This is a genomic window from Sedimentisphaera salicampi (genome assembly GCF_002117005.1).
In the GTDB taxonomy this organism is placed as follows: domain Bacteria; phylum Planctomycetota; class Phycisphaerae; order Sedimentisphaerales; family Sedimentisphaeraceae; genus Sedimentisphaera; species Sedimentisphaera salicampi.
This window is the reverse complement of the sequence record NZ_CP021023.1, coordinates 357120-370331: the sequence shown is the minus strand read 5'-3', so window position 1 is coordinate 370331 and position 13212 is coordinate 357120. Positions and strand designations below refer to the sequence as shown.

At 43.3% G+C, this 13212-nt stretch carries 14 protein-coding genes; 9 read left to right on the top strand and 5 right to left on the bottom strand.

Annotated elements, in window-relative coordinates; translation table 11 throughout:
• Window positions 1-43 precede the first annotated feature (43 nt).
• On the bottom strand, window positions 44-991 hold the full coding sequence (locus STSP1_RS01380) for a ribonuclease H family protein (protein ID WP_085754633.1): 948 nt from the start codon (window positions 989-991) through the stop codon (window positions 44-46).
• A gap of 16 nt (window positions 992-1007) precedes the next feature.
• Window positions 1008-2234, bottom strand: a complete 1227-nt coding sequence (locus tag STSP1_RS01375; protein WP_085754632.1) for a hypothetical protein — start codon at window positions 2232-2234, stop codon at window positions 1008-1010.
• 234 nt (window positions 2235-2468) lie between these two features.
• Here STSP1_RS01375 and STSP1_RS01370 point away from each other — a divergent pair, with 234 nt between their 5' ends.
• The 9 genes from STSP1_RS01370 (at window position 2469) to STSP1_RS01330 (ending at window position 9163) form a co-directional block, all read left to right on the top strand.
• Window positions 2469-2975, top strand: a complete 507-nt coding sequence (locus STSP1_RS01370) for an RNA polymerase sigma factor (RefSeq protein WP_085754631.1) — start codon at window positions 2469-2471, stop codon at window positions 2973-2975.
• Window positions 2975-3193, top strand: coding sequence for a hypothetical protein (locus STSP1_RS01365; RefSeq protein WP_085754630.1), 219 nt, complete (start codon window positions 2975-2977; stop codon window positions 3191-3193). Before STSP1_RS01370 ends, STSP1_RS01365 begins: the two co-directional genes overlap by 1 nt.
• A 189-nt stretch (window positions 3194-3382) precedes the next feature.
• Complete coding sequence (locus tag STSP1_RS01360) at window positions 3383-4825, top strand: endo-1,4-beta-xylanase (protein WP_085754629.1); 1443 nt, start codon at window positions 3383-3385, stop codon at window positions 4823-4825.
• Window positions 4826-4829: 4 nt separating this feature from the next.
• Complete coding sequence (locus STSP1_RS01355) at window positions 4830-5147, top strand: ComEA family DNA-binding protein (RefSeq protein ID WP_085754628.1); 318 nt, start codon at window positions 4830-4832, stop codon at window positions 5145-5147.
• Window positions 5147-5641, top strand: coding sequence for a hypothetical protein (locus STSP1_RS01350; protein WP_085754627.1), 495 nt, complete (start codon window positions 5147-5149; stop codon window positions 5639-5641). The genes STSP1_RS01355 and STSP1_RS01350 overlap by 1 nt, the downstream gene beginning before the upstream one ends.
• Window positions 5638-6453, top strand: a complete 816-nt coding sequence (locus STSP1_RS01345; RefSeq protein ID WP_085754626.1) for a hypothetical protein — start codon at window positions 5638-5640, stop codon at window positions 6451-6453. Before STSP1_RS01350 ends, STSP1_RS01345 begins: the two co-directional genes overlap by 4 nt.
• 13 nt (window positions 6454-6466) lie before the next feature.
• The gene (locus STSP1_RS01340) at window positions 6467-7318 is read left to right on the top strand and encodes an alpha/beta hydrolase (RefSeq protein ID WP_085754625.1); all 852 of its coding nucleotides are present in this window, start codon (window positions 6467-6469) and stop codon (window positions 7316-7318) included.
• A 116-nt stretch (window positions 7319-7434) separates the two neighbouring features.
• Window positions 7435-8178 (top strand): guanylate kinase, encoded by a 744-nt coding sequence (locus tag STSP1_RS01335; RefSeq protein ID WP_085754624.1) that lies wholly within the window; start codon window positions 7435-7437, stop codon window positions 8176-8178.
• 10 nt (window positions 8179-8188) lie between these two features.
• Complete coding sequence (locus tag STSP1_RS01330; protein ID WP_085754623.1) at window positions 8189-9163, top strand: CHAD domain-containing protein; 975 nt, start codon at window positions 8189-8191, stop codon at window positions 9161-9163.
• A 34-nt stretch (window positions 9164-9197) separates the two neighbouring features.
• On the opposite strand, the gene STSP1_RS01325 is transcribed toward STSP1_RS01330, so the two are convergent.
• The 3 genes from STSP1_RS01325 to STSP1_RS01315 all read right to left on the bottom strand — a co-directional run bounded on the left by STSP1_RS01325 (window position 9198) and on the right by STSP1_RS01315 (window position 13075).
• Window positions 9198-10208, bottom strand: coding sequence for a glycosyltransferase family protein (locus STSP1_RS01325; protein ID WP_085754622.1), 1011 nt, complete (start codon window positions 10206-10208; stop codon window positions 9198-9200).
• A gap of 62 nt (window positions 10209-10270) precedes the next feature.
• Window positions 10271-11890 (bottom strand): dolichyl-phosphate beta-glucosyltransferase, encoded by a 1620-nt coding sequence (locus STSP1_RS01320; RefSeq protein WP_085754621.1) that lies wholly within the window; start codon window positions 11888-11890, stop codon window positions 10271-10273.
• 15 nt (window positions 11891-11905) lie between these two features.
• A complete protein-coding gene (locus STSP1_RS01315) occupies window positions 11906-13075 on the bottom strand; it encodes a glycosyltransferase (RefSeq protein ID WP_085754620.1) in 1170 nt (389 codons plus the stop codon).
• Window positions 13076-13212: the final 137 nt, after the last annotated feature.

The following is a 13212-nucleotide window of genomic DNA, read 5'->3' as shown; positions in this document are numbered from 1 at the left end:
AGGTCGGGGCGTTTAAAGCTCTCCGGCTTTTTTAATTTTAATATTAGCGCGATCGGACAAGGCGTGTTCTGTCTATCTGCTGCTGTTCAATTATAGGCTCAATTTCTGAAATAAACCGCAAGCCATCCTTCCAGTAGCCGGCAGTTGGGGCAAGCCCTGGTTTTCTCGCAATGAAATATTTGTTAAGCGATTCAACCATAATCTCCCTGAGCAGCTTGCATATCATTGATGCAGCGGATACTGGCAGAAACCTCTGATCTGCTTTTGCAGTGAAATGTATCTTAATCTCTGAGCTGCCTTGTAGCAGATAGCTTGAGATATTCTCCGATTCCTTAAGCACCGCCACTTCCATATACGGAAACATCTTAGCAAGCGGCCTTGAATAATGCGCCCTGCCGCCCTGCCGGTCTGCTATGATTTGAATTGTCTCTTTCGGGTGATTCTCTGCGATAATCGCAATCAGGCGGCATAAAAGCGTAAAGAGAAGTGAAGATTTATTCTGAACGCTCAGGATCAAGTCGTTATATGCTCCGGCATCAAGAAGCTCTGAGCCTGCGCCAATATACTCGATATAGTTCTTACCGCATTCTCTGCTGAAAACTTCGCCGGAAATGTTCACATCGTCTATGTCGTAATCTAGCGATTCGGCTCTGAGCCCTTCATACCACGGATAATCGGCAGGCTTTTTCAGCGAACTGGAAGTTAAAGAGTCAATCAGATCTCTTGAAGATGCAGGGCGAAGAGCCGTAAGTGCGAGAACTGTTTTGAGCAAATGAGCAATACCGGATTTCCGTGAATAAACCTTTTTGCTGTCTGTTATAAGAAGACGCCCGCGAAGGGCGCGTTTATTTTTTCCCGCTGCGTTTTTAAGGATCTCCCACAGATCTTCAGCGATAATTTCATCAGGAATGCGAAACCCCGTATAACTGACAGCAAGCGGGCCAAGTATTGGTCCGTAGCCCGCTTCATCTATTCCATATAAGAATGCCATATTCCGATTTCAAACCCTATTTGTCCAGGGGAGTTTCAGAGGTTCCTTCCATGTAGAGCTGCGGGAGACTGCCCGGAACTTCTTTCCAGTTGGGCTCTTCGCCCTTTTTTGCTTGCCCGGCAAAAAGCCAGCCGGCATGCTTGTAAAAATAGTAATCCTTCATCAATTCGGGCTTAAGAGCCCTGCTGGTTCTTCCTTTGTATTCATCTCCGCAGCCGGCAGGATTGAAGCATTCGGAAGTTTCTAAATTCCAAAAACAGCCCTCAAGAATGCTCTTTTGCGTTTCACCTGCCACTCCGCCTCTTGAATTATCAGAGAGCTCCGTGGAAAGTCCGCCCGCGAAAAATGAATTTCTTATAATTGAGTAATACTGCCGGCCTGTAATACCTCCGCCAAAGGCGCTTTTATGCGGGAATACGTCTGATTTACTCCAGCATGCAGTAAGTGTGCCATTGTAAAGCTCACCAGAGATTCCGCCGCAATAGCTGTTGTTATTTCCCGAGCTAACTCGAGAGTCTGCCGTGAAACATCTTGTTATCTCGCCTTCAACAGCATATCCTGTAATCCCGCCGGCATATGAGAATTTATCCGAATCCACAGAAACATCACATTCAGAAGAGCTGTTTTCCACTACTGCCTGAAGTGAATATCCAACCAGCCCGCCTGCAAACGCCCTTCTGCCGGCATAAACAGCAACCTCGCCTGAACTGCGGCATCCAGTAATTAGCCCGCCCTTGAGCCGTCCTACGAGAGCGCCTCCTGCGGCATAATCGCCGCATCTTATGTTCATTTTTACCTCCGTTGCAGAGCATTTGATAAGCTTGCCCTTACAGAGTCCTGCAAGTGTTCCCGCATAAACAAGGTCATCTCTTGCGGCAAACATTTTCGGATTAACTAGGTGCAGATCAACAATCCTTGCATTAGGCGAAAGATTGGCAAAGAAGCCGGCAGTCTCAGAAAAACGCCCTGTATAGCTCAGATTATGTATTTTATGGCCGCCTCCCTGAACAGTTCCCCCGAAAGGATCCTCCTGCTCCGGCGCTATGGGTTCTATATGCCGGCCTTTCATTTCAATATCGGAGGTGAATTTAAAGCTTTTGCCCCAATGACCGGGCGTTCCGGCCAATTGAGAGAGATCTTCAGCTGAATCTATCTCAAACGGGGCATCCAAAGAGCCGTCTCCGCCTGAATATGAAAACAAAGAAGCTGCGAGTAAGAGTATTATTAAATTTATTTTTCTCATTCTTTGTGCCTGAAAGTAAAAATATCTTTTATTTATTATACTTACCTTTGCTGAATTTCAATCAGTATTCAGAACCAAAAATAATTTCGTATGCCTGCTTCCACCATTTAAGCTGCTCAGCAGCTCACTTGTTTACAAATTGAAAGGAAAAATGTTAAATTTGGTGTTACCCTGAATCGATAAAGTGTTAGAATGCTTTAATAATAAATTATGTTATAATACGTCAGAGAAGCTATGGAAGAAAAGTATTTTGCAGAAAAAATGGCACTTGAAGGGACTAAGATTTATAATTATATCCTTATGTTAGTGCCTAATGCAGCTGATGCTGAAGACATATTTCAGGAGGCTTCGCTGATTATGTGGCAAAAAAGAGCCAGCTTTAAGAAAGGCACGAATTTTCTTTCCTGGGGCAGGACAATTGCACGCTTCTGCGCAAAAAATTACTGCCGAAAACATTATTCCAGAAACTCATATTTAGACCATGAAGTCTTAGAGCTGATTGAATCGGAAAACACAAAAGAAAATCATAACTGCGAAATCAGGAAGGAACTGCTTGAAGAGTGTGTAGAAAATGTAAGCGGGCCATGCAAACATTTACTTTCAATGAAGTATCAGCAGAGGTTTACTTTGAACGAAATAGCAGGCATACTCAACTTGTCTATAACGGCAGTCCACAGGCGGCTCTCAAAAACTCATGACGTTCTCTCAAGGTGCATCGGAAGAAAGATGCTGGAATATTGATGAAAAATCACTTTATCTATAAGAGCATTCTAAGCAGGTTAATTCTCGCCTCACTAACTGGTGAAATAACAAAGGGGCAGTTAAATAAGCTAAACCAGATTCTTGCCTCAAGCAGGGAAGCCAGAGAGTATTACAGAAATTTCATTTTCTGTTTCAGCTGCCTTGAAAAAGGCGAGATTACGGTTGATTCCTCTGCTTCCGCGAAACTTTCAGGCTGATTATCAGAATTCAGCCTGTTTCTCAGCGTTTGAAAAGCTGCAAAAATCGTTGCAATCACATTCCTGCCTGAGGGCTTTTTTGCTTTATCAGGCGTTTTCTGCGTAAAATATTTGCAAAACCTTGCATTTATAATTATAATCTCGCCTCTTTGAGTTGATAATTTACAAAAGTTTAATCAGGGATCAGCGTTGAGATTTCAGGTATATAAAGAAGGAAAATTAACAGACACTTTCAACTTGGACGGGGCTTATGTTTTCGATTCGGAAGGAGCAGCCCTCAGGGTGAGCGAATCTCTGGATTTTTCCGACAGCGTAATAAGCTTTGATATGCTTACATACGAAGCTGGAGGCCTTGCTGTGATGTGGGAGGTTGAAGGGCTCGGAAAGATGCAGCTCTGCACAACTAAACTGCGCAAACGTTCGGAGCCTTACATACTCAATCTTGAACTGGCACGCGCTCGGCTGATGCAGATAATGCTCAAGCGGGAAGACTGGCAGCTCTTCGACGAAAACGATAACCATACAAATAAAGCAATTCAATCAGCTGAAAAGCTTTTTGTGAGTGCCTTATCACACATAAATCAGCCTGAAAAGGCCTCAGTTTATGCGGATAAATGCCTCAAAAAGGCTGTTCTTGCCTCAGAGAATCTTGCTCAGAGGCATGCTGAAACAAATTTGAATACAAAGGCCGGAAGCGGTAAATTCAATGAGATGTCTTTCGGATGCACTCTCCAGCCCAAATTTGCGGCGAGCGAGAGCTACAGAAGAAAAATACTCGACTTGTTCAATTATGCTGTAATACCGGTTAGCTGGGGCGAGATTGAAAAGAAAAAAGGCGAATACGATTTTTCTTCTATAGACAATTGTCTTGCTGCGTTCGGGCCGGAAAAGATTCGTCTTTCAGCAGGCCCCCTGCTGAAGTTTGAAAGGGGCATTTACCCTGAATGGCTTGGAGGCTATGAATACGACGGCATAAAAGAGCTGGCCTACAACTTTATCACGAAAATCGTAAAGAAGTATGCAGGCAAAATAGACACATGGCAGCTTGTGGGAAGTATGAATTCAAGCAATGATCTTGGGTTCAGCTTTGATGAATGTATTGAAATCTGCAGAGCAGCCTGCCTTGCAGCACGTGCAGCAAACTCAAAAACAACCAAGATTATCACCCTTGATAAACCTTGGGGCTGGTATCATTCAAGAAATGCCTGCACAATACCCACTGTCCAGTTTGCTGAAACTCTCATGCAAAACGCTATAACCTTCGATAAGATCGGAATTGAGCTCGACCTCTCCGGGAAAACCCCTGACGCTGCAACCAAAGACCTTATGCAGATATCAGCAATGATAGACCAACTCACAGTATCAAGCAGACCGATCTGCGTTACGTCAATAAAAGTTCCTTCAAAGCCGATTGAAGGCTCAGGATACTGGCGGGAGCCGTGGTCTGAGAACACTCAGGCAGCATTCCTCAGAGCCCTTTACAAAATACTGCTTGCCAAGGAGCAGATGGCATCGGTAACCTATGATTCTTTTGTAGATATCGAGGAACCAGTGGGGATTGTAACTTCCGGAGGCGAACCGAAAAAAGCAATGAAAACTCTTAGAAATTTCCGAAAACTGCTTTGCGGCTGACTTTATGGGCAATTTTCAAGACTTTCACTTGAGGTATCAATGGAATTTTGCGTTGATTGTAATCATTGCGGGGATACTGCTGTCTTTTGCAGGTGCTGCGGGGAGCAGCGAACGCAGCATAGATATTTATTCAAAGGTTCATCCTCAAACCGCCCCGAAAGCAAGCCTTGTAAGGCTCCCGGGAATTGGTAACGTGCTTGCTGATAGAATTATCGAATACAGAAAAAAACAAAATCTTGAAACTCTTAAACAATTAGACAACGTTTACGGCATAGGGCCGGTTACCATTGAAAAAATCTCTGAATACACCGAGTTTGAATAATGGCAGACTGGAACATAAAGAAACCTGAAGGCGTTTGCTCGATATGCGGCAGAGAATTTGAGACTGATGAAGAATTCTATGCAGGTCTTGTAGATGGGCAGGAAGGCTTCGAGAGAATAGACACTTGCATCGGCTGCTGGCAAGAGAAGAAACCACGAACCTTTTACTTCTGGAAAACTAAAATGCCCCAGCCGGAAGAGAAAGGCAAGCAGAAGTTTCTTAACGATGAAACTATGCTCGAATTCCTCGAGAAGCTTGAGCAGTCAGAAGAGCCCGAAAAAATCAATTTCCGCTTTGTACTTATGCTCGTGCTCGTAAGAAAACGAATCCTTCGATACAAAGACACCTTCAGCAGAGACGGGAAAGACTACTGGAGGTTGAAAATTACCGGACAGGATAAGATGGTAGAGGTTTTAGACCCGCATATTGGTGAAGAACAGATCGAAAAGCTCAGCGAAAATATCGGGGACATTATGCTTTTGGAGGATGAATGAAGGTTTGGATGTGGCTCACAGCGGGGCTGATATTTACAGCCGGGTGCTCAATGCCCGCTAAAATAGACTTCGGACGTCAAACCGCTGATGCCCCCTCGCCGGTGAAAATTGCAGAAAAGCTGGAGAGGAGAAAAATGGCTGCCCAGTCCTTTGCCTTACGGGCTGAGGGGAAGTATAAATCTGACAGCATTTCCGGAGATGTAACCGCAAATCTATATTTCGATTCGCTTAAAAGCATCGCTGTACAGCTCAAGTCTATCATGGGCACAATGATTATCGCAGGCTCTGATCAAGAAAAGATCTGGTACAAATCATACAAAGGCAAAGATAAATCGTGCTATATATTCCCCCGTACGATTACTGATGAATGCTCTGTAATTGGAGGACTGAGCGGAATCAAACCTGAAATAATGCTCGGTTTTATACCTCCCGAGACTATTAGCAAGAGCGATCTGGTTTACTCAGATGGGAGATGGTATTTTGAAGACAAATCATCTGCCGGAGAATACGCAAAATACAGTTTCGACAGCAAAAGCCTTTTGCCCCAGTCTATAGAGATATACAGAAACGCCCGCCTTGCAGTTTCGATAGTACTTCCCTCATACACTGCACTGAAAGAAAATTTCAAAGTGCCAGATGTTATACAAATTCAAACCGAACAGGATAACGCATTCATACACCTGAAGGCTGATAAAATAAAATTATTCAACTTTACCAAACAAATGAAAGAGCGATTCTTTTCTCTGCCTGAAAGTGATAAGTACTTTCGTCTGAAAGAAAATTGTACCTTTTCACCAATCACCCCAAATTAAAAGCGGCTTAGATATGAAAAAAAACATCTCCGATCATTTGAAGTATTATCATCTTCCTGCGGAAAATACCGAATTTGAATATTTACAGGCAGGCGGGTTCAACATAGCCTCATACCACTTTCCCGCACAATCTCCCAAAGGCGTTATATTGGCTCTTCACGGATATCTGGGACATTGCGTGCAGATGGGCAAGCTGATCCCTGAAGTTAATAAAAATGGGTATTCAGTTTGCGCATTAGACTTGCCCGGGCACGGACTTTCCAACGGGAAGAAATATGCCATTTCCAACTTTGATGAGTATAGACTGGTTTTAGAAGTGTTCGCTGATCAGGTAAAAAATCGCTTTACCGCCCTTCCTGTATATGGACTTGGCTTCAGTCTTGGCGGGGCAATTTTTGTTGATTACCACCTGAAAAACGGTAAAGGGGCCTTCAAAAAAACAGTTTTAGCCGCCCCGCTTATCAGAAACGCCCTTTGGGAAATAACAAAAAAAGCCACTTCAGCATTCGATGAAATTACAGACAAGATCCCGCGAGTGTACAAAAAAGAAACATCAGATCCGTTCTACATTGAGATGGAACGCAGCGATCCGCTTCGGGAAAATTTCCTACCGCTGAGCTGGGTTAAGGCCCTTCACAGATGGGAAGCGGAACTTCGCAAAAAGGGTAAATGCAGCGTGCCGGCAAGAGTCCTCTACGGCCTCAAAGACACAACTGTTGACACAAATGAGGGTGCAGAGTATTTCAAAAACTACTGGCCAAACGCCGAGCTGATCGAATACCCGCGAGGCAAACACGAACTGATACTCGAAGCCGACCCGCTTGGCTCAAGAGTTATTCACGATATCTTATCAGGACTGAAGTAGAGCGGCCTGCATTTTAATAAGTAGATACCCCTCCAGAGGAACCCTTGCTTTGACAATGGGCTGAAAATCGGCTATAATTTACTGAATAAGCTCAAACATTTAACGGGGAGCGAAAAATGGGCAAGCTAATCATTCTTTCAGGTCCCTCATGCGCAGGCAAAGGTCCTTTATACAGCAGTTTGCGGAAATTTTACCCTGATCTTGCTGGAAGGCTGAGGAAATGCGTGTTGTACAACAGCCGCAGTCCGAGGCCCGGTGAAACAGACGGCGAAGATTATCACTTCCGAAAAAGAGAAAAAATTGAGGCCTTGAGAGAAAATAACGACTATCTTGTGCTTGAAGTACGAACTGATTTACAGGCTATGGACATCCGAGAACTCACGAAAATGCTGCAAAACGGAGATGTATTTTTCGAGGGTAATCCATTTGTAGTTTTTGAACTGCTGAAGGCGGGAATAAAAGACAACATTAAAACGCTTAAAATTTTCCTGTCTCCGCTCGAAAAAAATGAAATCCAGGAGCTCAAGGAGATTGGCGTTTGCATTGAAGATTTTATCGCTGACGTTATGAGACGCAAACTCCTCCGCCGCACTTCAAGGCATAAAGGACTTCTCGGCTTGAAAGACCTCGAAAACATTGAAACCAGGGCATCAAGCGCATTTCGAGAAATGCAGATGGCTCATATTTTTGACGCTGTATTGCCAAATCACGACGGCGAAGACAGCGAGAACTGGGATGCCTTCTATTACCCGATTGCAGATGCAAGAAAAACCCTCAAAAGCTTTGCAGAACTTTTAGAAAACGGCATCAGTGAAGAATCAGAGAAATGGCCTGCAGACCTTCTGGGTTCAATTAAATAGGGAGAGGAAAATGCAGCAAAATCAAGATTCCGCAACCCAACAACTCGCTTGCGAGAATGTAAAAAAACAGCTTAAAACTATTACTAAGCGGCTTGAAGGCGCTAAATTTGCAAGGGATGTGGAAGATGTTCATAAGGTTCGATTGGCTTCGAGAAGGCTGAGGGCTGTTTTGCGTCTGTTTGGAGATGTTTACGGCAAGGAAAGAGCGGACAACTGGCAAAAACAGCTCAAAAAGCTTCTTAAAGGAATGTCTGAAGCGAGGGATTTGGATGTTGAGATTATTTTCATTGAAGGCATTCTCTCTGAGCTCAATTACGATTCGAGAAGGCAGGTGCCGGGTCTCAGAAGAGCTCTTCTTAGAAAACAGCAGGCAAGGCAAAAATTGCAGCCTAAGATGGCTAAAGAGATAAGGCGTTTTGAGGATAAAAATATTCTCATCGATATGCATCTTGACACTGAAAGAATGCTCTTCCCCCTTAGAAACAAAGAAATCCCGAGAATCAGCGAGTCTCTTTTGGAAAGACTCAGAGAGAGAATCTCGCCGCATAAAAATGATGTGATAAACAAGCTTGAGCTTCTAAAGGACATAGAAAACAACGGCGGCCACCACAAGCTCAGAATTGCCGTTAAGAAAACCCGCTACTGTCTTGAAGCTGCTGACAAGGCATTTGATGGCTCGCTTGAGCAAACAATAACTAAAGTTAAAAATTTCCAAACTATGCTTGGGGATATGCACGATCGAGACGTTTGGAAAATAGGCTTGGAAAATCTCATTGAGGAAGAAAAGCAGAGGACGATTGAATATTTCGGAAGCGCAAGACCGTTCCCAAAGCTTCTTCCCGGAATGCAGATGCTCAAGGATAAAATAGAATCACAAAGACTCCAGCTCTATCAGCAGGCATCTGAATACGCCAATTCTGAGGTTAGCGAGGATTTCTGGAACCATATTGATGATGTTTTTCGTCGGCCGGCAAACGCAGATTAACCTTGGTTCCTGAAAAGCAGCAATAAAGCCCCATCTATAGGCGGGTGTTTTTATTAAGTATGCGTTTTCTCTGCCGGCTGAAAATAGGGACAGTTACCCTAATTCCAAGCTTATGAGTAAAAATATCTTGCCAGTGAGCTGAATAATCATATCCAGCACCTGCCTGATCGCATTTTTCCTGAATAAAATTCTTCAGTCTCTCTCGGTGGGAGTTCATAATCTCGATTGTCTTTTTTCGGATTAAGTAAGGATCTAAATCCCTCCTTATAATTTCCTGAACCCCCTCAGCCACGGCGTCTTCATCATCCTGTACAGTTACAACATACTCATCGCTGAAAAGCTCATCTCTGCCTCCTATATTGGGGGTGTTCACAATACCGAGCCCGCAAAGCAGATACTCAGCACTGACAAACATAGCGCCTTCTTCCTTTGAAAGGCAAAGCCCGCATCGTGCTTCATTTATAACCTTGTAAATTTTACTGGAAGGTACAGATTCTGTGTACTCAGCCTGCGGAAGAATTGCCCTTATTTTGTTATAATGCTGAGTTTCCCTCTCTGAATGCACACCCACAATCTTGAGACTCTCAATTTTACGTGCAAGTTCATGCCTTTTGAAAGGTGTAATCCTTGCAACATATATTGCATCAAAGCTCTTTTTAGTATCAGGTACAATCTTGTATTTACTCGTATCCAAAAATGCATTCTGATGGCAGAAAAAGCTCTTGAGCCCTGCGTTTTGAATCTTGCGGTTTTCGTCCTCGCTGTTTGCCATACACACATATTCAACCGCTTCGTTTTCAGCCTGAAAGCTATGTATATCCTTCACCAAGTCATCAATACGCTCTTTTGTCTGCCTGTGCCAGCCCAGCATAAAAAGCACATAAGACACTCTGTCCTTGGGCAGAGTTTTTATTATCTGATCCTTCGATCTGAGAAAATCGTATTCATAACAGACTATTACCGGGGGAGAGTAATTGAGTATATAGCATCGCAAATTCCCTCTGCCTATGAACGACTTTGCTAAATCTTTGAAGTAATCTATCATACTTAAACCCTAAAGTGTTATTCTTCTAATAAACGCAATCCTGTATTATACAAAACAAGGGCTTAGGAATCACTCAAAAACCCCCCTTGCCTGCTTCTTATCCTAAAGATAGCGGCCAGCATTTTCAAGGCATCTTTTACAGGGCTGATTTTCGAACCTTCCACTTCGTGCCAGTTCACCGGCACTTCTACAATCGAATGGCCCATAAGCTGAGCCAGATAGAGAAGCTCAACATCAAACGCCCATCCGTTTTCAAGTGAGCGTGTGAAAATCTTATGGATTATATCCCTTCTGTACATTTTGAACCCGCACTGAGTGTCTTTGATACCTGGAACTGCAAGGAAATTGACCATCTTGTAAAAAGCTGCGCCCATTACAGACCTCAAACCTTCTCTCTCCTGCTTAACATCACTGGCAGATATATTACGAGAGCCTATTACTATTTTATCACGGTTTTCAATAAATGGAATAAATTTATCCAGCTCCCTTATGGGCGTTGCACCATCCGCATCAGCGTAAAGCGCATACCGTCCTTTTGCCTCAAGCATTCCCCTTCGCACGGCTGCTCCCTTGCCCTGATTCCTTACTTGACGCAGAAGTCTGACGCTCGGATTTTCACCTGCCAATTTCTGAGCAACCTCAACAGTGTTATCGCTTGAGCCGTCATCAACTATGACAACCTCTATAGATAAGCGAGAACTGTTTGCTTCTATATAATTCAATATATCCTTCATAAAAGCCGGAAGTCTTTGCTCCTCATTGTATGCCGGTATAACAATGCTCACATCAGGGGCGTCTTCGTTTTCCTCTATCCCAGGGATTTCCTGTTCAGGGTATCTATGGAGAAATTCTATGATCCTCGGGTTGAAGAAATCGGAAATTTTAAACTTGTATCGTGTTATGTAAACCGCTGATAAGGCAAGTACGGGGATTATTCTCGACAAATGGAACACAACGCACAGCCAGAAAATAACAGGCGATTCAAAAATCAGCAGAGGCAGTTCAGCAAGACCAACTGCAAAAGGTACAGGAGATAATTCTATCACGGCAGTTAATATGAGGTATGCCGTCCATGAATCTGCCGGCGATACGAAATGATTGAGCACTGATGTTACAACAAGCCCCTCCAGCCCCCAGACAATAACACCAAATACAACAGAATTGACATAGCTCAAAACGCCTATGTGTTTTCTCAAAAAAGCAACCAGCAAAGCAGCGGCTGCCGAAACGGCAAAAATCACAGAAAACACTAAGCTGGCGTATAAGATTGAGACAAGAAGGCCGGCGAGCGAACAGATAAAATAAACTCCCAGCACCCTTGAATGAAGCCATAAGCTTATTTTCTCAGATGATATCCGTGTTTCTCGCGCTAGGAACTCTGATTCAAAGGTCTTTTCCGGAAGCAGAGGGCTCATAAAATGCAGATACTGCATCACTACCTCAAACGACATAGACTGGTGCAGAGAAATCTCCTTCCCGAAAAACAGCTTCCGCCGCAGGCTCCTTAGAAAAAGCCCTAAACACGCCGCCCCAAATAATAGAATTATCGAATTAAACGAAATCCCCGAACTCTCAAACCCGCCGAAATGATAAATAAGAAGAGCGAAAATCCCAAGGCCTGTTATAAACAGAAGCCTGTAAATCCGGAAAAGATCAAATATTTCTGGCCGCTTTGCTTCCATTTTAAAAAATTCCCATTAGTCCTTTTTTCTGTAAACCCAAAATCTGTTCAGCAGGAAATTAAATAACGTGCCGCATAGTATTCCAACAGCTGCCGCCAGGGTTAGATGCTCTGACCAGAATTCAAAATTCCTGCTTAATGACATACTGACAAACCAGTTCACCACTGCCCCTATAGAGCAGCAGCAAACAAAACCGAAGTACTGCTTTAACCAGTGCCGGTGCTTGCCGTAGCTGAATGTAAAGCGCCTGTTCATTTCGAAATTCCAAGTCATTGCTGTGATAATAGCAATTATTCTGGCTGTTTCTATTGGCATAAAACTCATAAAGATGTTGTATGATGTAAGGTCAACAACGGCCCCTGTTGCCCCGACAATGCAGAACTGAAAGAATTTTGCCAGATTGCCGTATTTATAATCGAATAATCTTTTTATGTGCTGGATATATCTGAGCTGCTCTTTGAAATTAAGCTTACTGCTGCCGGATTTCCTGTCTGAGAAGAATATTGGGATCTCTTTGATATTCCTGCAGCCGCATTTTACGATCAGCTCAAGGCCGATTTTAGATCCTATGGGATTTAAATATGCGCTGCTTAGAAAGGTTTGTTTCTTCAAAGCAAAAAAACCGGACACCGGATCTTTGGCTTTAGTGAACGGCAAAGCCATCAATCTTGCGATCTTACCGCTCAAACGCCTGAAAATGCTACTGTCCTTTTCAATTGCCGCACCTTCGACATATCTGCTTCCTATCGCAAAATCTGCCTGCTCCTCTAAGACAGCTTTAATCAATTCCGGTAAAGTTTTTGGGGGATGGCTCAAATCAGCATCCATACAAACCAGCACTGAACCTTTCGCCCTCTTAAATCCCTCTATAACTGCTGAACTCAGCCCCCTCTGATTTTTCCTAACAATCATACATACTGGAAGCCCTTCCTGCTGGAGCTTCTTTAATTGTTCAACAGACCCATCCTGACTGTTATCATCAACCAAAATGAGCTCATATGAATATTTGCCTGCTTCTAAAACCTTAGAAACCTCTCTCACGACTAACGGGATGTTGGCTTCTTCTTTATAAACCGGAATTACAACACTAACAAAATCAGCGTTTTCTTCATCTTTCGGCTCAAAATCAGCAGAAAAATCAAATAATTCAATGTTCTCTTTAACTTCCCCATGAGAGGGATTCATTCAATGCCCCTTAAAAAACTGAATAAAAATAATGGTATTATTATATTTAATAGAAAACATTCTAAAATCAAAATCATCTTTTGCTTATTTATCCTGATGGATAGTTTATTTTGATAAATATCAATTTTACGCTCTAT